This is a genomic window from Pseudomonas sp. MPB26, from assembly GCF_046605355.1.
Classification (GTDB): Bacteria; Pseudomonadota; Gammaproteobacteria; order Pseudomonadales; family Pseudomonadaceae; genus Aquipseudomonas; species Aquipseudomonas cedrina.
In genome coordinates, this window is sequence record NZ_CP176793.1 from 1,926,983 (window position 1) to 1,948,897 (window position 21,915).

Annotated in this window: 17 protein-coding genes; 10 read left to right on the top strand and 7 right to left on the bottom strand. The window is 58.2% G+C overall.

The annotated features are described in order from the left end of the window. Positions 1-18: 18 nt before the first annotated feature. On the bottom strand, positions 19-576 hold the full coding sequence (locus ACLH0H_RS08870) for a DNA-3-methyladenine glycosylase I (RefSeq protein ID WP_411381745.1): 558 nt from the start codon (positions 574-576) through the stop codon (positions 19-21). An 81-nt stretch (positions 577-657) separates the two neighbouring features. Here ACLH0H_RS08870 and glyQ point away from each other — a divergent pair, with 81 nt between their 5' ends. The 4 genes from glyQ (at position 658) to ACLH0H_RS08890 (ending at position 5,054) form a co-directional block, all read left to right on the top strand. After that, entirely contained in the window at positions 658-1,611 is a 954-nt protein-coding gene (glyQ, locus tag ACLH0H_RS08875; protein WP_003187265.1) for a glycine--tRNA ligase subunit alpha, read from the top strand. Then, positions 1,608-3,662 carry a glycine--tRNA ligase subunit beta gene (gene glyS, locus ACLH0H_RS08880; RefSeq protein WP_411381746.1) on the top strand — a complete coding sequence of 685 codons (2,055 nt, stop codon included), beginning with the start codon at positions 1,608-1,610 and terminating at the stop codon, positions 3,660-3,662. Before glyQ ends, glyS begins: the two co-directional genes overlap by 4 nt. A 2-nt stretch (positions 3,663-3,664) precedes the next feature. Continuing rightward, on the top strand, positions 3,665-4,201 hold the full coding sequence (gene gmhB, locus ACLH0H_RS08885) for a D-glycero-beta-D-manno-heptose 1,7-bisphosphate 7-phosphatase (protein WP_411381747.1): 537 nt from the start codon (positions 3,665-3,667) through the stop codon (positions 4,199-4,201). Between the two features lie 82 nt (positions 4,202-4,283). Then, complete coding sequence (locus tag ACLH0H_RS08890) at positions 4,284-5,054, top strand: lysophospholipid acyltransferase family protein (protein WP_186685927.1); 771 nt, start codon at positions 4,284-4,286, stop codon at positions 5,052-5,054. A 182-nt stretch (positions 5,055-5,236) separates the two neighbouring features. Here ACLH0H_RS08890 and ACLH0H_RS08895 read toward each other — a convergent pair whose 3' ends face one another. After that, positions 5,237-7,516 (bottom strand): CHASE2 domain-containing protein, encoded by a 2,280-nt coding sequence (locus ACLH0H_RS08895; protein ID WP_411381748.1) that lies wholly within the window; start codon positions 7,514-7,516, stop codon positions 5,237-5,239. Between the two features lie 348 nt (positions 7,517-7,864). Between ACLH0H_RS08895 and ACLH0H_RS08900 the strand changes: the two genes are divergently transcribed. Beyond that, positions 7,865-8,587 carry a response regulator transcription factor gene (locus tag ACLH0H_RS08900; RefSeq protein WP_411381749.1) on the top strand — a complete coding sequence of 241 codons (723 nt, stop codon included), beginning with the start codon at positions 7,865-7,867 and terminating at the stop codon, positions 8,585-8,587. A gap of 108 nt (positions 8,588-8,695) precedes the next feature. Here ACLH0H_RS08900 and gyrB read toward each other — a convergent pair whose 3' ends face one another. Genes gyrB through dnaA form a run of 4 tightly spaced genes read right to left on the bottom strand, consistent with a single transcriptional unit; the run spans position 8,696 to position 14,901 of the window. Next, positions 8,696-11,113: a DNA topoisomerase (ATP-hydrolyzing) subunit B gene (gene gyrB / locus ACLH0H_RS08905; RefSeq protein ID WP_076952166.1), complete on the bottom strand. Its 2,418-nt coding sequence runs from the start codon at positions 11,111-11,113 to the stop codon at positions 8,696-8,698. Between the two features lie 4 nt (positions 11,114-11,117). After that, entirely contained in the window at positions 11,118-12,221 is a 1,104-nt protein-coding gene (recF, locus tag ACLH0H_RS08910) for a DNA replication/repair protein RecF (RefSeq protein ID WP_076952165.1), read from the bottom strand. A gap of 20 nt (positions 12,222-12,241) precedes the next feature. Further along, positions 12,242-13,345: a DNA polymerase III subunit beta gene (gene dnaN / locus ACLH0H_RS08915; RefSeq protein WP_065875580.1), complete on the bottom strand. Its 1,104-nt coding sequence runs from the start codon at positions 13,343-13,345 to the stop codon at positions 12,242-12,244. Positions 13,346-13,383: 38 nt separating this feature from the next. Next, positions 13,384-14,901 carry a chromosomal replication initiator protein DnaA gene (dnaA, locus tag ACLH0H_RS08920; protein WP_076952164.1) on the bottom strand — a complete coding sequence of 506 codons (1,518 nt, stop codon included), beginning with the start codon at positions 14,899-14,901 and terminating at the stop codon, positions 13,384-13,386. A 586-nt stretch (positions 14,902-15,487) separates the two neighbouring features. Between dnaA and rpmH the strand changes: the two genes are divergently transcribed. The 5 genes from rpmH to mnmE all read left to right on the top strand — a co-directional run bounded on the left by rpmH (position 15,488) and on the right by mnmE (position 19,416). Then, a complete protein-coding gene (gene rpmH / locus ACLH0H_RS08925) occupies positions 15,488-15,622 on the top strand; it encodes a 50S ribosomal protein L34 (protein ID WP_003213577.1) in 135 nt (44 codons plus the stop codon). 16 nt (positions 15,623-15,638) lie between these two features. Beyond that, complete coding sequence (gene rnpA, locus ACLH0H_RS08930; protein ID WP_411382389.1) at positions 15,639-16,043, top strand: ribonuclease P protein component; 405 nt, start codon at positions 15,639-15,641, stop codon at positions 16,041-16,043. Beyond that, positions 16,036-16,281 (top strand): membrane protein insertion efficiency factor YidD, encoded by a 246-nt coding sequence (gene yidD, locus ACLH0H_RS08935; RefSeq protein WP_048402126.1) that lies wholly within the window; start codon positions 16,036-16,038, stop codon positions 16,279-16,281. Before rnpA ends, yidD begins: the two co-directional genes overlap by 8 nt. A gap of 2 nt (positions 16,282-16,283) precedes the next feature. Continuing rightward, positions 16,284-17,966 (top strand): membrane protein insertase YidC, encoded by a 1,683-nt coding sequence (gene yidC / locus ACLH0H_RS08940; RefSeq protein ID WP_411381750.1) that lies wholly within the window; start codon positions 16,284-16,286, stop codon positions 17,964-17,966. Between the two features lie 79 nt (positions 17,967-18,045). Then, entirely contained in the window at positions 18,046-19,416 is a 1,371-nt protein-coding gene (gene mnmE / locus ACLH0H_RS08945) for a tRNA uridine-5-carboxymethylaminomethyl(34) synthesis GTPase MnmE (protein ID WP_411381751.1), read from the top strand. A gap of 19 nt (positions 19,417-19,435) precedes the next feature. Here the strand turns inward: mnmE and ACLH0H_RS08950 are convergent, their stop codons facing one another. After that, complete coding sequence (locus ACLH0H_RS08950) at positions 19,436-21,874, bottom strand: TonB-dependent siderophore receptor (RefSeq protein ID WP_411381752.1); 2,439 nt, start codon at positions 21,872-21,874, stop codon at positions 19,436-19,438. Between the last annotated feature and the right edge of the window lie 41 nt (positions 21,875-21,915).

Sequence of the window (21,915 nt, forward strand, 5' to 3'; positions counted from 1 at the left end):
GTGCGCAAAGCGGGCATTCTAACCGGCGTTGGCCAGATCCGCGTAACGGTCGCAGTCCCGGGTGTGGTCCATGACCATGCCCGAGGCCTGCATGAAGGCATAACAAATGGTCGGCCCAACGAATGTGAAACCGGCTTTTTTCAGCGCGCGGCTCATGGCTTCGGCTTCGGGCGTGATGGCCGGCACTTCACTGCGGTCCCTGAAATGATTGACCTTGGGCACGCCGCCGACGAACGACCAGAGCAGACCCACCGGGTCCTCCAGCGCCAGCCAGGCGGCGGCGTTGCGCCGGGTCGCGTTGAGCTTCAGGCGATTGCGCACGATACCTGGGTCCAGCATCAACGCGTCGATCTCGTCATCGCTCAACCGCGCCAGGCGTTGCGCATCAAAGCCGAACAGGACCTTTCGATAATGCTCACGCTTGCGTAAAACGGTGATCCAGGAAAGGCCCGCCTGGAACCCTTCGAGCAAAAGCAACTCGAACAAACCCTGCGCATCGCGCAGCGGCGTTCCCCACTCCTGATCGTGATAAGCCATGTACAGTGGATCTTCAGAACACCAAAAGCAGCGTGGCATAAGGCTCCAGGGGATGGTGGCGCGGCCGAATCGGGTATACTCCCGCTCTTTAAATCGCAGCCCAAGTAACAGGTGAATTTCGTGAGCCAGCCTACGCCAGCCGTGCGTACCTTCCAAGACTTGATCCTCGCCCTCCAGCAATACTGGGCCGAGCAAGGTTGTGTGGTACTTCAGCCCTACGATATGGAAGTAGGCGCCGGCACTTTCCACACCGCTACCTTCCTGCGGGCCATCGGCCCGGAAACCTGGAACGCCGCTTATGTGCAGCCCAGTCGTCGCCCGACTGACGGCCGCTACGGCGAAAACCCGAACCGTCTCCAGCACTACTACCAGTTTCAGGTGGTATTGAAGCCCAACCCGGACAACTTCCAGGAACTGTACCTGGGCTCGCTCAAGCATGTTGGCCTGGACCCGCTGGTGCACGACATCCGTTTCGTCGAAGACAACTGGGAATCGCCAACCCTGGGCGCCTGGGGCCTGGGCTGGGAAGTCTGGCTCAATGGCATGGAGGTCACGCAATTCACGTACTTCCAGCAAGCGGGCGGCATCGAGTGCTACCCGGTCACCGGCGAAATCACCTACGGCCTCGAGCGTCTGGCCATGTACCTGCAGGGCGTGGACTCGGTCTACGACCTGGTGTGGGCTGACGGTCCGTTCGGCAAAGTCACCTACGGCGACGTGTTCCACCAGAACGAAGTGGAACAGTCCACCTACAACTTCGAACACGCCAACGTCGACAAGCTGTTCGAACTGTTCGATTTCTATGAGAGCGAAGCCAAGCGCTTGATTGAACTCGACCAGCCGCTGCCGTTGCCGAGCTATGAAATGGTGTTGAAGGCGTCCCATACCTTCAACCTGCTGGATGCGCGCCGTGCCATCTCGGTCACCGCGCGTCAGCAATACATTCTGCGTGTACGCACCCTGGCGCGTTCCGTCGCCCAAGCCTACCTGCTGGCCCGCGCCAAGCTGGGCTTCCCGATGGCAACCCCGGATCTGCGTGATGAAGTATTGGCTAAGCTGGAGGCTGCACAATGAGTGCTCAAGATTTTCTGGTTGAACTGGGCACCGAAGAGTTGCCACCCAAGGCGCTCAACACCCTGGCCGATGCGTTCCTGGCCGGTATCGAAAAGGGCCTGCACAGCGCCGGCCTGAAGTTCGAAGCGAAGAAAGTCTACGCCGCGCCGCGCCGCCTGGCCGTGCTGCTGACCGCGCTGGAAACCCAGCAGCCGGACCGCAGCATCAACCTCGACGGCCCGCCGCGCCAAGCCGCATTCGACGCCGAAGGCAACCCGACCCAGGCTGCCCTCGGCTTTGCCAAAAAATGTGGCGTGGAACTGAGCGAGATCGACCAGAGCGGCCCGAAACTGCGTTTCAGCCAGGTCATCACCGGCAAGCCGACCGCCAGCCTGTTGCCAACCATCCTCGAAGACTCCCTGAACGACCTGCCGATTCCCAAGCGCATGCGCTGGGGCGCACGCAAGGAAGAGTTCGTACGCCCAACCCAATGGCTGGTGATGCTGCTCGGTGACCAGGTTATCGACTGCACCATCCTGGCCCAGAAGGCTGGCCGTGACTCCCGTGGTCACCGCTTCCATCACCCGCACGCCGTGCGCATCACTTCCCCGGCCAACTATGCCGCCGACCTGCGCGCCGCTTACGTGCTGGCTGACGCCAATGAGCGTCGCGAGCTGATCAGCAAGCGCACCGAAGAGCTGGCCCGCCTGCAGGAAGGCACCGCCATCGTGCCGCCAAGCCTGCTCGATGAAGTGACCGCGCTGGTTGAATGGCCGGTGCCGCTGGTGTGCTCGTTCGAAGAGCGTTTCCTCGACGTGCCGCAAGAAGCGCTGATCACCACCATGCAGGACAACCAGAAGTACTTCTGCCTGCTGGACGTGGACGGCAAGTTGCTGCCGCGTTTCATCACCGTGGCCAACATCGACAGCAAGGACCCGCAGCAGATCATCGCCGGTAACGAGAAAGTCGTGCGCCCGCGCCTGACCGATGCGGAGTTCTTCTTCAAGCAAGACAAGAAGCAGAAGCTCGAAGACTTCAACCTGCGCCTGCAGAACGTGGTATTCCAGGAAAAACTCGGCAGCGTCTACGACAAGGCCGTGCGTGTTTCCAAGCTGGCCGCCTACATTGCGCCTCGCATTGGCGGTGATGCCGCCCTGGCTGCGCGCGCAGGCCTGCTGTCCAAGTGCGATCTGGCCACCGAGATGGTCGGCGAGTTCCCGGAGATGCAAGGTGTTGCCGGCTACTACTACGCCCTCAATGACGGCGAACCGGAGGACGTAGCCCTGGCCCTGAACGAGCAGTACATGCCACGCGGTGCCGGTGCCGAACTGCCAACCACGTTGACCGGTGCTGCCGTAGCCATCGCCGACAAGCTGGATACCCTGGTCGGTATCTTCGGCATCGGCATGTTGCCAACCGGCAGCAAAGACCCGTACGCCCTGCGCCGTGCGGCCCTGGGTGTGCTGCGCATCCTGATCGACAAAAAGCTGGACCTCGACCTGACCCAGGCCGTGGTGTTCGCGGTCGGCCAGTTCGGTGCCAAGGTCAAGCAAGCAGGCCTGGCCGAGCAAGTGCTGGAGTTTGTGTTCGACCGCCTGCGTGCGCGTTACGAAGACGAAGGGGTGGACGTTTCGGTGTACCTGTCGGTACGTGCCCTGCAGCCGGGTTCGGCGTTGGACTTCGACCAGCGCGTACAAGCCGTGCAGGCCTTCCGCAAATTGCCGGAAGCCGACGCACTGGCCGCCGTGAACAAGCGTGTATCGAACCTGCTGAGCAAGGCCGAAGGCCTGGGCAACGTTGACGTCGATCCAGGCCTGTTTGCCGATGCCAAGGAGTTCTCGCTGAACTCGGCCATCGCCAAGGCTGAAAACGCGGTGAAGCCGCTGATCGCCGAACGCAACTATGCCGAAGCATTGGCGCGCCTGGCCACCTTGCGTGAGCCGGTCGATGCGTTCTTCGAAGCGGTGATGATCAATGCCGACGATGCCGGCGTGCGCAAAAACCGCTACGCCATGCTCGCGCGTCTGCGCGGCTTGTTCGTCAATATTGCTGACATATCGACCCTGAGCTGAGCATGTTGAAACTGCTGATTCTCGATCGGGACGGAGTGATCAACTACGACTCCGACGCTTACATCAAGTCGGTGGCGGAGTGGATTCCACTGCCGGGTTCGATCGAGGCCATCGCGCAGTTGAGCAAGGCGGGCTGGACGGTGGCCATCGCCACCAACCAATCCGGCATCGCCCGTGGCTACTACGACATCGCCACCCTGGACGCCATGCATGCGCGCTTGCGCACGTTGGTGGCTGAGCAGGGCGGTGAAGTCGGGCTGGTGGTGTATTGCCCGCATGGGCCGGATGACGGCTGCGATTGCCGCAAACCCAAGCCAGGCATGCTGAAAATCATTGCAGAACATTACAAGGTGTCCTTGGCTGGGATATGGTTCGTCGGGGACAGCCTCGGTGACCTGGAGGCGGCCAAAGCCGTCGACTCTCAGCCAGTTTTGGTTAAGACCGGGAAAGGCGAAAAGACCCAGGTGAAAAACCTTCCGGTAGGCACCTTGATTTTTGACGATCTGGCGGCTGTTGCCGCAGAACTTATCAACAACTAGCCGCCCTCGACTTCCTGGCCAAGGAGTGTTCGGGAGTGCGCTTTTAACAGGCGGGCCTTGTCCCGCAACGGTAAATGCCGCCATGTCGATTTTGCAGGCCATCAGAACCTTTTTCTTTTACCTGCTGCTGGGCACCAGTTCCTTTCTGTGGTGCACCCTGAGCTTTTTTATTGCGCCGTTCCTGCCGTTCAAGGCGCGCTATCGCTTTATCAATGTCTATTGGTGCCGTTGCGCGTTGTGGCTGTCCAAGGTATTCCTGGGCATTCGCTTCGAGATCAAGGGTGCGGAAAACGTCCCGGAGCAACCCTGCGTGATTCTGTCGAACCACCAGAGCACCTGGGAGACGTTCTTTTTGTCAGCGTACTTTTCGCCGTTGAGCCAAGTGCTCAAGCGTGAGTTGCTGTACGTGCCGTTCTTTGGCTGGGCTATGGCGATGTTGCGTCCGATCGCCATCGACCGCGATAACCCCAAGGCCGCGCTCAAGCACGTAGCCAAGAAAGGCGACGAGCTGCTCAAGGATGGCGTCTGGGTGCTGATCTTCCCCGAAGGCACGCGTGTTCCTTACGGCACCGTAGGCAAGTTCTCACGCGGCGGTACCGCCTTGGCGGTCAACGCCAACTTGCCGGTGCTACCGATTGCCCACAACGCCGGCAAGTTCTGGCCAAAGACCGGCTGGGCGAAACGCGCGGGCACCATCACGGTAGTGATTGGCGAACCCATGTACGCCGAAGGGGAAGGACCCCGCGCAATTGCAGCGTTGAATGACCGTGCCCAGGCATGGAATCAAGCGCAGCAGCGGGCCATGGGTTCGTTGCCGCCGGAGCCGGTCGTGGTCGACACACCGGTGATTTGAGGATCTGTGGATAACCTGTGCACGGTATGTTGGCGAATCGCCTTTTTTGCTACGTAAGAAGCTGATTTAGATACATATTTCCAGAGGTCATAAAATCATGGAAAAGGTGCATAAGTTTTTTACCGCATAACAAAACCGGTCCTGGCGACCGGTTTTTTATGCACAGCACAAACGCAGGTTTTTCACTCTTCCAGTACGGGCAGTTGCAGGCTGAAGGTGGTGCCTTTACCCAACACGCTCGCGCAGCTGATGCGACCACCGTGGCGCTCTATCACGGCCTTGACCATGCTCAGCCCCAATCCCAAACCTTCACTGCCTTGAGCCGAATCGAAGCGTCGGTATTGGCTGAACAGTTCCGGCAGGTCCGTCGCGGAAATCCCCGGCCCCTGATCACTGATACGACATTCCAGCCAACCCTGTGCAGTGCTGTGCCTCAACCTGACGGTCGTCCCAGAAGGCGAATACTTGATTGCGTTCTCCAGCACATTGAACAGTGCCCGGGTGAGCAGTGACTGATCGGCCGACACCATGCCCTCGTCGGCTTCATCCAGATCATGAACCAGATGAATCCCCTTGAGTTGGGCGAGCACTGCCACTTGGTCGAAGGCGTCCATCACCAACATGGCGAACAAGGTTGGCTGGAACTGATAACCGTCGGCCTCAGCCTTCGCCAACTGTACGAACGATTCGGTGAGGCCCAAGGCGCGCCGCACTTGCTGCTCGATCTGGGCGAACACCGGCGATTCGCCGTTATGGACGTCCAGCAGGGCCAGGATTGCCGAGTGCGGCGCCCGCAGGTCATGGGAGAGAAACCGCAACATCGTCTCGCGGTGTTGCTGGGCTTCACGCTCCTTACTCAAATCCGTCAGGCTCAGCAGCCAGCCGAGCGCGATGTCGCCTTCGGCTGGTAACAAGGGCGCCAACTCCATGCGCAGACTACGCTTGTGGATATCCCGGAACTCGACCAACTCCAGCACCGAGAGGGCAGGGCGCACGCCATTGTGCAGGGGCGGGTAACCCAAATCTGCCAGTTGCTCCAGCAGGTTTTCGTTGACCAGGATGTTGCCGAACACTTCCCGCGCAATGCGATTGGCCAGCAGGATATTGCCCCTGGGGTCGGTGATCAGCGTCGCGACCGGCAGGCACTCGAGGCCGTCGGCCATGAAGCGGCGGGTATCGCGCGTGCGACTGACCGCTTGCTCCAAGGCGAAGATACGCGCCTGCAACACATCGCCTTTGCTGGCAGGCGCGCGGCGGCGCTCGGGCAGGACCTTGGGTTCGTTATCCAGGCGCGCCAGCTCCCAGCCGAAATAGGCGAGGATCACGCTGAGGCGACGCCAGTTCCAGATCAGGTAACTGAGCAGCAGGCCAATCAGACAGGCCGCAGGCGACCACCAATGGCCCAGGCGTAACAGCGCCAACGAACCGAGCAACGCGGCAGCCATGCAGCCCAGCGTCATCCACAGCGCATAACGAGGGCGATAGAGCAGCAGGCCCAGCAGCAACGCGACCAGTGAAGTCGCCATCAGCGCCGCAAGCCAGCCCGGCAGATCAACAATGCTGCGCCCTTGCAGCAAGCCATTGAGCACGTTGGCCTGGATCTCCACACCTGCAGTAGTGCCGGCTTTGGAGGAGAGCGGCGTGACAAACCGATCGCCCATCCCGGAAGCCGTCGACCCGACTAAAATCAGGCGGCCGCGTAGCTGCTCGGGGGGGACTTCGCCGCGCAAAACGCTGACGTAGGACACACTCGGGAAATGGGTATGCGGCGCGATAAAGGGGATACGAATAGCGTGCTCTCGATGCCAGTGCTGGGCAGTGGATTGCAGCGGCTCGCCTGGCATTTGGGATAGCTCGCCGCTCATCTCATAGGCCAGCCAAGCCAGTTGCGCAGCCGTAGCATCCGGTGGGCCTTCGCGCAGATACAGGCTACGAACCACGCCGTCATTGTCCGCTTCCACGTTGATATGGCCCACACCTTTAGCGCATTTGAGCAAAGGCATCATCTGCGCGCCGGGTTGGCTGTAGCCCGCAGCGCCTTCTCGCACCAATGGCATCAGAACATCGCCGGCGTTGCAGACCGCTTCTGCCAAGCGTTTGTCATTGGCGGCGTTGCCAGGCTCACTGAAGATGACATCGAACAGAATACTTGTCGGTTGCCCAGCGCTCAGGCGGTCTATCAGGTCAGCGTGCACGCTGCGTGGCCAGGGCCATTGGCCAAGTTTTTTCAGGCTCGCATCATCGATGGTTACCAACAGAATACGTGGGTCCACAGGCAAAGGGGTGAGACGGCGCAGGCTGTCATACAACGGATTGTTCAAGGCCAGGCCTGGGCTCAACGACAGGTACGCCGTAATGGGCAGCAATAGCAAGCCGATCCACAGCCACTCCCTCACCAGGCCATTGAACAGACGTTGGGCATGGGTAGGTTGACGTTTCTCGTCTTTGCTCCAGGGCATCATCGGTCAGCACGCCTGGGTAATGGGTGAGTGATAAAAGATGTCAAGCAGTTGCGGAAAAGGACCATGGTGCTCATCGAGGTTGAGGAGAGGGCATCTGGCATCAGCGCATGAGAGTTTACGACAGGTTGATCCTTTTCCTTAGGGTCGGGAGCCGGTATCTTTCCCACATCGCTATCGAGCATTTCCAGTGGGATAACCACTCATTGTTCCCAGCGTAACGAGAGATCCAAGGGGTCGACGGATCTGAGCACAATTCTTCAGATTCAACGACTGGTATCTGCGCAGCGCGTGCCCGTAAAAGAAACGGGCGACGGCTGTCATACTCTTCAAAAAAGAAAGGACCCACCCATGCGTGTCGCAATACTGGATGACGAACCCGCGGAACTGCGTCGGGTGGAACAGACACTGCGACAAATCCCCAGCACCGCCGAACAGCCCTGGACCCTGCATTGCTTCGAGCGAGGCGAAGACCTGCTGCGCCAACTGCGCCGGGAAACCTTCGACCTGTTGATACTCGACTGGCAACTACCCGATATCACCGGCATTGCCCTGCTGCGCTGGACCCGCGAACATATGGAGTCCCCGCCCGCCGTCATCATGCTCACGAGCCGTGACGCCGAGAGCGATATTGTCACTGCACTGAACAGCGGCGCCGACGATTACGTCAGCAAACCCTTTCGTCCTAACGAATTGAAAGCGCGGGTCACGGCGATCTTGCGTCGGCATGGCCTGCAAAAGTCAGCCACCCATGAAGTGCAGAGCTTCAATGACCTGACCTTTGACGATGCTGAATTGACCGTGACCCGTGCAGGCAAACCGATCAATCTCACCGAGCGTGAGTACCGCCTGGCCAGCTGCCTGTTTGCTAACCTGGCTCGGCCGCTGTCTCGCGAATATCTTTACGAACGGTTCTGGACCCACGAAGAAATGGTCTCGTCACGGCCGCTGGATACGCATATCTACCGGCTGCGAAACAAGCTGGGGCTGACGGCGGATCGAGGTTGGCAGTTGCTGACGATCTATGGGTATGGGTATCGATTGGAAAGCGTGGCGACCGTTTCTCAAGGCTGAAAACATTGATGTTCCACGTGGAGCATTTTTGAAAAACCGGCTGATTTACCCAATGAAAAAGGCCAACGCTAAGCGTTGGCCTTTTTTTGTTCCTGCGTTCTATCTGGATCAGAAGTCCAGGTTAGAAACCGCCAAAGCGTTGCTCTCGATGAAGTCACGACGAGGCTCGACCGCATCGCCCATCAGGGTGTTGAAGATCTGGTCTGCGCCAATGGCGTCTTCAATGGTCACCCGCAGCATGCGACGCTGGGCTGGGTCCATGGTGGTTTCCCACAGCTGATCCGGGTTCATTTCACCCAGACCTTTGTATCGCTGGATGGTATGACGCTTGGTGCTTTCAGCCATCAACCAGTCAAGGGCTTCCTTGAACTCCTTGACCTGCTTCTTGCGTTCGCCACGCTGAATATAAGCGCCGTCGTCAAGCAAGGTGCTCAGTTGAGCGCCCAAGGTAACCACGGTCTTGTAGTCATTGCTGCCAAAGAAGTCGCGGTTGAAGGTAACGTAGTTCGACAGACCGTGGGAGATCAGTTCCACCTCGGGCAGCCACACGTTACGTTCACGGTCTTCACGCAAGCTGGCTTTGTAGACCAGGCCGGATTTTTCCGAAGTGCGCAGGCGAACTTCGTATTGTGCCAGCCAGTTTTGCATGTGCGCATGATCGCCCAGCTGTTCAAGGCTGACAGACGGCAGGTAGATGAAGTGCTCGGTCAGCTCCTGAGGGTACAGGCGCGACAGACGCTTCAGCGTTTTCATGACCATGCGGAAGTCGTTGACCAAGCGCTCCAACGCTTCACCGGAAATACCCGGGGCTTCGTCGTTCAGGTGCAGGCTGGCGTCTTCCAGGGCCGACTGCGTCATGTACTCTTCCATGGCGTCGTCGTCTTTGATGTATTGCTCTTGCTTGCCCTTTTTCACTTTGTACAACGGCGGCTGGGCGATGTAGATGTAGCCACGCTCGATCAACTCCGGCAACTGGCGGAAGAAGAAGGTCAGCAGCAGGGTACGGATGTGCGAACCGTCGACGTCAGCATCGGTCATGATGATGATGTTGTGGTAGCGCAGTTTGTCGATGTTGTACTCGTCGCGGCCGATACCGCAGCCCAGCGCCGTGATCAAGGTGCCGACCTCCTGGGAGGAAATCATCTTGTCGAAGCGCGCCTTCTCGACGTTGAGGATCTTGCCCTTCAACGGCAGGATGGCCTGGGTGCGACGGTTACGACCCTGCTTGGCGGAACCGCCAGCAGAGTCACCTTCCACCAGATACAGTTCGGAGAGGGCAGGGTCCTTCTCCTGGCAGTCAGCCAGTTTGCCGGGCAGGCCGGCGATATCCAGTGCGCCTTTACGGCGGGTCATCTCACGGGCTTTACGCGCCGCTTCACGGGCTCGTGCGGCGTCGATCATCTTGCCGACGACCAGCTTGGCTTCGTTCGGGTTTTCCAGCAGGAAGTCAGAGAAGTACTTGCCCATCTCCTGTTCCACTGCGGTCTTCACTTCGGAAGATACGAGCTTGTCTTTAGTCTGGGAGCTGAACTTCGGATCCGGCACTTTTACCGAGATGATCGCCGTCAGGCCTTCGCGCGCGTCGTCACCGGTAGTGGCGACCTTATGCTTCTTGGCCAAGCCTTCGGCTTCGATGTAGGTATTCAGGTTACGCGTCAGTGCGGAACGGAAACCCACCAGGTGAGTGCCGCCGTCGCGCTGTGGAATGTTGTTGGTAAAGCACAACAGGTTCTCGTTGAAGCTGTCGTTCCACTGCAGGGCGATTTCCACGCCAATGCCATCTTCACGCTGGATGTTGAAGTGGAACACCTGGTTGACCGCAGTCTTGTTGGTGTTCAGGTATTCAACGAATGCACGCAGGCCACCTTCGTACTTGAACAGTTCTTCCTTGCCGCTGCGCTCATCCTTGAGGACGATACCGACACCGGAGTTGAGGAAGGACAGTTCACGAATACGCTTGGCCAGGATGTCCCAGCTGAAGTGGATATTCTTGAAGGTGTCCGCCGATGGCTTGAAGTGGATCTGCGTACCGGTGGATTCACTGTCCCCGACGATCTTCATCGGTTCTTGTGGAACGCCGTGAACGTAGGTCTGCTCCCAGATTTTACCGCTACGGCGGACCGTCAGGATCAGCTCTTCGGACAGTGCGTTCACTACCGAAACACCCACGCCGTGCAAACCGCCGGAGACTTTGTAGGAGTTGTCGTCGAACTTACCGCCAGCGTGAAGCACGGTCATGATGACCTCTGCCGCCGACACACCTTCTTCTTTGTGTACGTCTACCGGAATACCGCGACCGTTGTCGCGTACGGTAATCGACTCATCCGGATGGATGATGATGCTGATGTCGTCGCAGTGACCGGCCAGGGCTTCGTCGATGGAGTTGTCGACCACCTCGAACACCATGTGGTGCAGACCGCTACCGTCATCAGTGTCGCCAATGTACATACCGGGACGTTTGCGTACGGCATCCAAACCTTTCAGCACTTTAATGCTGGTCGAGTCGTACGTGTTTTCTTCGCTCATGCCTTCACTCCCGATGGTCGTGGGTCTGGGTGATACGGCCTTGTTCCACGTGGAACAAAGCGACTGGCGTTTCCGTCTGCCAGCCTTCCCTCAATAATTCGTGGTCTACACAGGTGATGAACACCTGGCAGCGTAATTCTTCCAACAAGCGGCATAGCGCGCGGCGATGTTGCTCGTCGAGTTCGGACGGCAAGTCATCCACCAGGTAAATACACTGTCCACGCCGGGCTTGGCTAACCAAGTGACCCTGGGCGATCCGCAGTGCACACACCACCAACTTCTGCTGGCCACGGGACAAGATATCCGCAGCATTATGAGCGCCTAACCTAAGGCGCAAATCAGCCCGTTGGGGACCGGCCTGGGTATGGCCGATTTGCTGATCCCGCTGCAAGGACGTCGCAAGCACTGCACTAAGCTCACGTTCTTTGTCCCAGCCACGGTAATAACTCAGCGTCAGCCCCTCGAGATCCAGCAACTCACTCAAGGTCTGCTCAAAGACTGGTTTCAAGGCTTTGATATAGGCGCGACGGTACTCATCTATTTCATCGCTGGCCAGGCACAGTTCACGGTCCCAGGCCGCTTGCGAAGCGGCGTCAAGTGTACCATGCCGCAGCCATGAGTTCCGCTGCCGCAGGGCCTTCTGCAGGCGCTGCCAAGTGGCCATGAACCGTGGTTCCACGTGGAACACGCCCCAATCGAGGAATTGCCTGCGGATTTTTGGCGCGCCTTCCAACAGACGAAAGCTGTCGGGATTGATCAACTGCAGTGGCAAAATTTCCGCCAACTGCGCCGCACTGCGAGCATTTTGCCCGTCAATGCGAATTTGGAACTCTCCGCCGCGATCGCGCGAGATCCCGAGACTACTGTGCCCACCCTCCGCGAGTTCGACTTGGCCGAACACCGTACACGCCAATTGCTCATACTGAATAACCGGTAACAAGCGAGCACTACGAAAGGAACGGGCAAGCCCCAGCAGGTTGATGGCTTCCAGCACGCTGGTTTTGCCACTGCCGTTGGCGCCGTAGAGGATATTGATGCGAGGGGAGGGAGAGAAGGTCACCGGGTGCAGATTGCGCACCGCGGTGACCGAGACGCGACTAAGGGACATCTAGCTTCTGCTGAGCATGATTACAGGCGCATCGGCATAACAACGTAAGCCGAGTCGTCGTTGTCGGATTCCTGCACCAGGGCGCTGCTGTTGGAGTCCGACAGAATCAGGCGAACCTGTTCGGTGGTCATCACACCCAGCACATCCAGCAAGTAGCTCACGTTGAAGCCGATTTCCAGGGAACCGCCGTTGTAGTCAACGCCCACTTCTTCTTCCGCTTCCTCCTGCTCCGGGTTATTGGCCTGGATTTTCAGCTGCCCGTTGGCGAGTTGAAGGCGGATACCACGGTACTTTTCGTTGGACAAAATCGCAGTACGGCTGAACGCTTCACGTAGCGCCTGACGATCACCGATCACCAGCTTGTCCCCACCCTTAGGCAGTACACGCTCGTAATCCGGGAACTTACCGTCTACCAGCTTGGAGGTGAAGGTGAATTCGCCGGTGGTCGCACGAATGTGATGCTGACCCAGCACAATGCTGACGTTGCCTTCGGGCTCAGTGAGCAAGCGAGCCAGCTCAAGGATACCCTTGCGCGGCACGATCACCTGGTGACGGTCCGGCTGGCCGATATCGGCGCGCATCGAGCACATGGCCAGACGGTGACCGTCGGTGGCCACGGCGCGGATAATGCCTTCAGAGACTTCCAGCAGCATGCCGTTGAGGTAGTAGCGCACGTCCTGCTGGGCCATGGCGAAGCTGGTGCGTTCGATCAAACGACGCAGCTTGCTCTGCTCCAGGCTGCAGGTCAGCGAACCCGGACCTTCTTCCACCGTAGGGAAATCATTGGCCGGCAAGGTGGATAGGGTGAAGCGGCTGCGGCCTGCCTTGACCACCAGCTTCGCTTCATCGACCTTGATGTCGATGAGCGCGTCGTTGGGCAGGCTTTTGCAGATGTCCATCAGCTTGCGTGCCGGCACGGTGATCTCGCCAGGTTCGGCGGGCTCTTCCAGCTGCACGCGGCCAACCAGCTCGACTTCCAGGTCGGTGCCGGTCAGGGACAATTGCTGGCCCTCGACCACCAGCAATACGTTGGAAAGCACCGGCAAGGTCTGTCGGCGCTCGACGACGCCTGCGACCAGTTGCAGGGGTTTCAACAGGGCTTCGCGTTGAATGGTGAAATGCATGGTCTAGTCCCTTGCCTTAATAAGCTGCGCTGGTGTCATCACGTTGTCAGTGTACGCAGCAGGTTCTTGTAGTCCTCGCGAATATCCGCGTCGGATTCCTTAAGTTCATTGATCTTGCGGCAGGCGTGCAAAACCGTGGTGTGATCGCGACCGCCGAACACATCGCCGATTTCCGGCAGGCTGTGGTTGGTCAACTCCTTGGAGAGCGCCATGGCCACCTGACGGGGACGTGCCACCGAGCGCGAACGGCGCTTGGACAGCAGGTCGGAAATCTTGATCTTGTAGTACTCGGCCACGGTGCGCTGGATGTTGTCCACACTCACAAGTTTGTCTTGCAGCGCCAGCAAGTCTTTCAGGGACTCGCGAATCAACTCGATGGTGATGTCGCGGCCCATGAAATGCGAGTGCGCAATGACCCGCTTGAGTGCCCCTTCCAGCTCACGCACGTTGGAGCGAATACGCTGAGCGATGAAGAAAGCAGCATCGTGGGGCAGGTCGACTTTGGCCTGGTCGGCCTTTTTCATCAGGATCGCAACGCGTGTTTCCAGCTCCGGCGGCTCTACCGCAACGGTCAGGCCCCAGCCAAAGCGTGACTTCAGGCGTTCTTCCAGGCCTTCGATTTCCTTGGGGTAGCGGTCACTGGTCAAGATGACCTGTTGGCCACCTTCGAGCAGGGCGTTGAAGGTGTGGAAAAACTCTTCCTGCGAACGTTCCTTACGGGCGAAGAACTGGATGTCATCGATGAGCAATGCGTCAACCGAGCGATAGAACCGCTTGAACTCGTTGATGGCATTGAGCTGCAGGGCCTTGACCATGTCAGCCACGAAACGCTCCGAGTGCAGGTACACCACCTTGGCGTTCGGGTTTTTCTTTAATAGATGGTTGCCCACCGCGTGCATCAAGTGGGTCTTACCCAAGCCAACGCCACCATAAAGGAAGAGCGGGTTGTACCCGTGCTTGGGGTTATCGGCGACCTGCCAGGCGGCTGCGCGAGCCAACTGGTTGGATTTACCTTCGACGAAGTTCTCGAACGTAAACGTGCGGTTCAGGTAGCTGGTGTGCTTGAGAGCGCCTTCGACCTGCACGGTGCGCTGTTCAGCGCGAACCGGCGCTTGCTGGGAGGCGGCGCCTGCCATGGGGTCGAAGCTGTCGCGAGACGGCTCTTCATGTTGTGGCGCGTTTTTTTGCGCCGAGGATTTCGAAGGCGCGGGCGCGGCGGCGGTTGCAGTCGCCACCGGTGCCGCGGCGGCCTGGGCCTGCGAGGCCGCGGCGGCCAACGGCGCGTTAGGCGCAGCGCGAGGCGCGGAGCTACGTTTGCTGCCTATTAATAAGGAGAGCACGGGCGCGAGACCGTTGCCGTGCTCATCGAGCAATTCGAGAACGCGGCTCAGGTACTTCTCGTTGACCCAGTCGAGAACAAAACGATTGGGTGCGTAGACACGCAACTCGTCGCCTTCGGCTTCGACCTGTAGTGGACGGATCCAGGTGTTGAATTGCTGGGCAGGCAGCTCATCGCGCAAAAGCTCCACGCACTGCTGCCAAAGTTCCACTGACACGGATATCCCCTAAGTTGAAAGCCGGTGAGGCAAAAACAGCCGCCATTGTAGCGGCGCGCCGTCCACTTATCCACATGTAGCTTGATCACAGGGCAGCCAAAATCAACGTCTTAACAGTTATAAAGGCGACCAGTGGTCTGTGCATAAGCTCTGTGGATAAGCGCCCCTGAGGTCGTTGTAAAAGTGGGGGCGAAAGTCTGTTGATAACCAGCCTGTGGATAACATGCCATTCCACACACAGCTTATCCGACAGCGCAGCACAGGCAGAGCACCGTTTCTCCCCCGTGTTGTCATTCTCTGTACAGCACGTAAAACAAGGGCTCAAAGCGGTTATCCACAGATGATCGCCTGCCTAGCTTTTATAAGCTTTACAGAAAAGCTTTAAATAACTTCCTTCTTTATTTTTATATCTATGCCCAAGTCTGTGAAAAGCTTGGCGCACAAAAAAGGTCAAATGGCTCGTGGAGAAGTAATTGAAGGAAAAGCTGGTTGGAAATTGACCTAGAGGCTTGCTTTCTCTAGAATCGCCGGTCTCTTAAAACGGGGGCCATTCCGGCCCGTTGTGGACGAACCAGGTAACAACGCCATGAAACGTACTTTCCAACCAAGCACCATCAAACGCGCCCGTACTCACGGCTTCCGTGCTCGCATGGCTACCAAGAACGGCCGTGCTGTCCTGTCGCGTCGCCGCGCCAAAGGTCGTGCGCGTCTGGCAGTTTGATAATCCGGTACTGGTGGTGAGTCAGGACTTCAGTCGGGAAAAGCGTCTGCTAACCCCCCGGCATTTCAAGGCAGTCTTTGACTCCCCCACCGGCAAGGTTCCGGGGAAAAATCTCCTGCTCCTTGCGCGTAACAACGATCTTGATCACCCCCGTCTCGGGTTGGTGATCGGCAAGAAGAGCGTAAAGCTCTCCGTTGAGCGCAATCGCCTCAAGCGTCTGATGCGCGAATCGTTTCGCCTCCACCAGGAAACTCTGGTTGGTTGGGATATTGTTATCGTCGCGCGCAAAGGCTTGGGTGATGTAGAAAACCCCGAATTGATTCAGCATTTCGGCAAGCTCTGGAAACGTCTGGCGCGTACCAACAAACCAGCTCCAGCGGCCAGCACCGAAACTGTAGGGGTAGACAGCACTGATGCGTAAACTGGCACTCGTTCCGATCCAGTTTTATCGCTATGCCATCAGTCCCCTGATGGCCAGCCACTGTCGTTTCTACCCCAGTTGTTCCTGCTACGCGTTGGAGGCCATAGAAAATCATGGCGTTCTGCGCGGTGGCTGGCTGACCTTTCGTCGTTTAGGTCGCTGTCATCCGTGGAATCCCGGTGGTTATGACCCGGTTCCACCTATCCCTACCTCCCGTTCTTCTTCGATGGCCGAGTAATCATGGATATTAAACGCACGATCCTGATCGTCGCCCTGGCAATCGTGGCCTATGTTCTGGTGCTTCAGTGGAACCAGGACTACGGCCAGGCTGCCCTGCCGACTCAGAATGTTGCTACCAATCAGGCTGCGCCGGCTATTCCGGACGCCCCGCTGGGTAACAATGCGTCCGCGAGTGCCGATGTTCCCAGCGCGAATGGCGAGACACGCGCCCCGTTAGAAACGCCAGTGGTCACCAACAAAGACCTCATCCACGTCAAAACGGATGTGCTCGACCTGGCTATCGACCCTCAAGGTGGTGATATCGCGCAGTTGAAACTGCCGCTGTATCCACGTCGCCAAGACCATCCGGATGTGCCGTTCCAGCTGTTCGACAACGGTGGTGAACGTACTTATCTGGCGCAGAGCGGGCTGACCGGTACCAATGGTCCGGATGCACGTGCTGCCGGTCGTCCGGTTTATTCGACCGAACAGAAGAGTTATCAGCTGGCTGATGGCCAGAACCAGCTGAACGTCGACCTGAAATTCAGTCTCGATGGCGTCAACTACATCAAGCGTTTCAGCTTCACCCGTGGTTTGTACGACTTGAAGATCACTTACCTGATCGACAACGAAAGCGACAAACCTTGGAGCGGCAACCTGTTTGCTCAGCTCAAGCGTGACGCCAGCTCCGATCCTTCTTCCAGCACCGCCACCGGCACCGCGACTTACCTGGGCGCAGCCCTGTGGACAAGTAACGAGCCGTACAAAAAAGTGTCGATGAAAGATATCGACAAGGGCTCGCTGAAAGAAACCGTTCAAGGTGGTTGGGTAGCCTGGCTGCAACACTATTTCGTGACCGCCTGGATCCCGAACAAGGGTGAAGCCAACCTGGTTCAAACTCGCAAGGACAGCCAAGGTAACTACATCATCGGCTTTACTGGCCCGGCGTTGACCGTCGCACCCGGTGCCAAGGCTGAAACCAGCGCTACCCTGTACGCCGGCCCGAAAAGCCAAGCCGTGTTGAAAGAGTTGTCCCCAGGTCTTGAACTGACTGTGGATTACGGCTTCCTGTGGTTCATTGCCCAGCCGATCTTCTGGCTGCTGCAACATATCCACAGCATCGTCGGTAACTGGGGCTTCTCGATCATCTTCCTGACCATGCTGATCAAGGGGATCTTCTTCCCACTGTCGGCGGCCAGCTACAAGTCGATGGCGCGCATGCGTGCCGTGGCCCCGAAACTGGCGGCGTTGAAAGAGCAACATGGCGATGACCGGCAGAAAATGTCCCAGGCCATGATGGAGCTGTACAAGAAAGAGAGGATCAACCCGCTGGGTGGTTGCTTGCCGATTCTTGTACAGATGCCGGTGTTCCTGTCGCTGTACTGGGTACTCCTGGAAAGCGTGGAAATGCGCCAGGCACCGTTCATGCTGTGGATAACCGACCTGTCGATCAAGGACCCGTTCTTTATCCTGCCGATCATCATGGGCGCGACCATGTTCATCCAGCAGCGTCTGAACCCGACTCCGCCGGACCCGATGCAGGCCAAGGTAATGAAAATGATGCCAATCATCTTCACCTTCTTCTTCCTGTGGTTCCCAGCGGGCCTGGTGCTGTACTGGGTGGTCAACAACGTGTTGTCGATCTCTCAACAGTGGTACATCACACGTAAAATCGAAGCGGCTACCGCAAAAGCCGCGGCGTAATTTAATCTGTGGGTAACCACTCAAGACGCCCCCTAGTGGGGCGTTTTGCTTTCCGTCACTTTTATTCTGGACCCTGCTGATGAGCGCTCCTCGTGAAACCATCGCTGCTGTCGCTACCGCTCAAGGTCGCGGCGGTGTCGGTATCGTTCGAATTTCCGGGCCGCTCGCGGGCATGGCAGCCAAGGCCATCAGTGGCCGTGAGTTGAAGCCGCGCTACGCCCATTACGGGCAGTTCCTGGATGCTGACCAAAGTGTGCTGGACGAAGGCCTGGCTATTTATTTCCCGGGGCCGAACTCGTTTACGGGCGAGGATGTCTTGGAATTGCAGGGGCACGGCGGCCCCGTTGTGTTGGATATGCTGCTGCAGCGCTGTCTGCAATTGGGCTGCCGCCTGGCGCGGCCAGGGGAATTCAGCGAGCGGGCGTTTTTGAATGACAAGCTGGACCTGGCCCAGGCCGAGGCCATTGCCGACTTGATTGAAGCCAGTTCCGCACAGGCAGCACGCAATGCGCTGCGTTCGCTGCAGGGGGCGTTCTCACTGCGTGTGCATAACTTGACAGAGCAATTGATCAGCCTGCGCATTTACGTCGAGGCGGCGATAGATTTCCCCGAGGAAGAAATCGACTTCCTGGCCGACGGCCATGTGTTGGCGATGCTGGATAAAGTGCGCGACGAGTTATCCACAGTGCTTCGGGAAGCTGGCCAAGGTGCCTTGCTGCGTGACGGTATGACGGTAGTGATTGCAGGACGGCCCAATGCAGGCAAATCCAGCTTGCTCAATGCGCTGGCCGGGCGTGAAGCCGCCATCGTCACCGAGATTGCCGGCACCACCCGGGATATATTGCGCGAACATATCCACATAGACGGCATGCCCCTGCACGTGGTCGACACCGCCGGTTTGCGCAACACGGAGGACCAGGTGGAGAAAATCGGTGTGGAGCGTGCGCTCAAAGCCATTGGCGAGGCAGATCGTGTGCTGCTGGTGGTGGATGCCACGGCGCCCGAAGCTGTGGATCCTTTTGCCCTGTGGCCGGAATTCCTGGAACAACGGCCGGACCCGGCCAAAGTCACCTTGATTCGCAATAAGGCCGACCTGACAGGCGAAGCCATTGCCATGCAAACCAGCGCGGATGGCCACGTCACCCTTAGCTTGAGCGCCAAGTCGGCGGGAAATGGCCTTGAATTGCTGCGCGAGCACCTCAAAGCTTGCATGGGTTACGAGCAGACCTCGGAAAGCAGCTTCAGTGCACGCCGCAGGCACTTGGAGGCGTTACGCCATGCGAGCGCAGCGTTGGAGCACGGTCGGGCGCAATTGACTCTGGCGGGGGCAGGGGAGCTGCTGGCTGAGGACTTACGTCAGGCGCAGCAGCTGTTGGGCGAGATCACCGGTGCATTCAGCTCCGATGATTTGTTGGGGCGCATCTTCTCCAGCTTCTGCATCGGCAAATAGCCGAGTTATCCACAGCGCTTCACCAGTTATAGGACACCGTACCGAGCAGGGTACGGCTGTCTCCCCAATAGCATCGACCTGCGTCGTTGCAACCCGATACGTATTCCTTGTCGAACAGGTTCTTGGCATTCACGTCGACTGACCAATGTTTGTCAATCTGATAGCCGACGGCCGCATCCACCAGAGTGACGCTTCCTGCGTCCAACTTCCCGTAGAGCGTCGGCGCGGTGTAAGAAAAAGTACTGTCGAAGTAACGCACGCCGCCGCCCACGGACAAACCTTTGAGTTGGCCGTCGAGAAAACGGTACTTGCCCCACACCGAAGCCTGGTTACGCGGCACGCCCGTCATCTGATGGCCCTCGACCAGCGATGTAGCCGAGTCCTTGGTGATCCGTGCGTCGGTGTAGGTGTAGGCCGCGGTCAGGTTCAAGTTTGGCGTGATGTTGCTGTTCACCTCGACTTCCACCCCCTTGGCGCGGCTTTCTCCCACTTGGCGATAGCTATTGGTGGTGGCATCAAGATAGGTGTCGTCTCTCTTGCGCAGGTCATACACCGACACGGTCATCGCCGTGTCCCAGCCGATCGGCTCGTACTTCACGCCCACTTCGTACTGGCTGCTGGTGATTGGCTTCAACGGTGCACCAGCGTTGGAGATCTGCTGCACCGGGACAAACGCCGTGGAATAGCTGACATACGGCGTGAGGCCGTTGTCGAACTGGTACATCACCCCGCCCTGATAAGTGAATTTCCGGTCTTCAGAGCCGGTGTTGCCGGCCTTGTTCACCTTGTCGCGAAAATCACTGTCGACCCAGTCCTGACGACCGCCGAGCAAAAACAGCCAGTGGTCATACTTGCTCTGGATCTGTGCATAGACGCCTTTCATCTGCTGCTCGAGCAGTGTGTTTTGCACGGCGACTGGCGTAAGCGGATCACGCAGATAAACAGGGTTATATACGTTGATGGTGCCGCCAGAGCCTGCGTTCCAATCCTGGCTGAAAGAGGTCCGGTCATAACTGGCGCCGAACAACAGGGTGTTTTCCAGCCCGCCGACCTGGAATTTTCCTTCCAGCTGGTTATCCAGAGAGTAGACCATCGATTTGTTATAGCGGTCGTAGGCGGTCATGTTCAATTGAGTACCGAAGCCGCGATTATTCAGGGCCCCAGGCCAGGTCTCATGGCGGTTGATGCGCGACTGCATGTAGCGCGAGTTCTGGCGGAACTGCCAATCGTCATTAAAGCTGTGGCTGAATTCGTAGCCGGTGCTCCAGGATTCCCGTTCAAAGGTGTTCCAATCCGGGTTACCCAGCATGGTGTGCTTGGACAGCTTGCCGTTCGGATTCCCAAGCAAGGTGCCCGCCGCCGGCAAACCAAGCTCCAGGTTGGTGTGGTCCTTCTGGTAGTTGGCCAGCAGGGTGAGGGTGTTGTAGTCATCGAAATTCAGGGTCAGGGAAGGTGCGATGTACAGACGATCGTCCGGAACATGGTCGGTTTGCGTGTCCGACTTGCGGCCGAGCATCACTAACCGCCCCAGGATGTTATCGCTGTCGTTGAGTGGACCCGAGATATCCACACCCACCTGTCGCCGGTTGTTCGAACCATAACCGAGTTGAACCTCGCCCTGCGGCGTGGCGGTAGGGTGCTTGCTCACCAGGTTGACCAGCCCGCCCGGTGCGTTCTCCCCGTAAAGCAGGGAGGAGGGCCCACGGAAAATCTCGACCCGTTCCAGGCCATAGGGCTCGCTGGTGGTGTCATACCGATTGCCTTGTACACGTAGGCCATCACGCAACAGGCCGTAGCCGTAATCCGTGGCATTGAAACCGCGAATAAAGAACAGATCTCCCGCAAGACCGTCGCCGGCGGCAAAAGGCGGCGCGAAGATACCTGGCACATAACCCAATACTTCAGTCAGCGTTTGAGACTTCTGGTCTTTGATGCGCTGGCCCGTGACCACTGAGACCGAGCGGGGTGTTTCCGACAAAGGCGTGCTGGTCTTGGTCCCAATCCGGCTGTTCTGCGCCTTGTAGCCGATGTCCCCGGCAATCTCCTGATTGAAACCAACCTGTTGATAAGTGCTTACGGTGGTAGGCGCGAGTGTGAGCTCGCCTGCAGGAACGGCCTGCAGCACGTAGCTGCCGGGCGCCTGGACCACAGCCTGCAATCCGGAATTTTGCAGCAGCAATGCAAAACCCTGGTCCACCGAATAATCACCTTCCAGCCCTGGCGTGTTCAAACTCACGGTTTGTTGGGGAGAGAAAGACAGAATCACGTTTGCCTTGGCGGCGAATTGGCTCAGTGCACTATCCAACGGCCCGGCGGCGATGGCGTAGTGCTGCACGGCGCTCGCCGCCATGGCATCGTTTGTGAAGACGATGCTGGTCATGGCAGCGGTGCCGAGCAGCAGGCTGCAGGTGATGCCGTGGCAGGAAAGTTGTTGGCGAAACGGGGTGGGAAGGCGCATAGGTGGGTTAGCCCTGAAGGTTGCGTCGTAATTACCTGAAG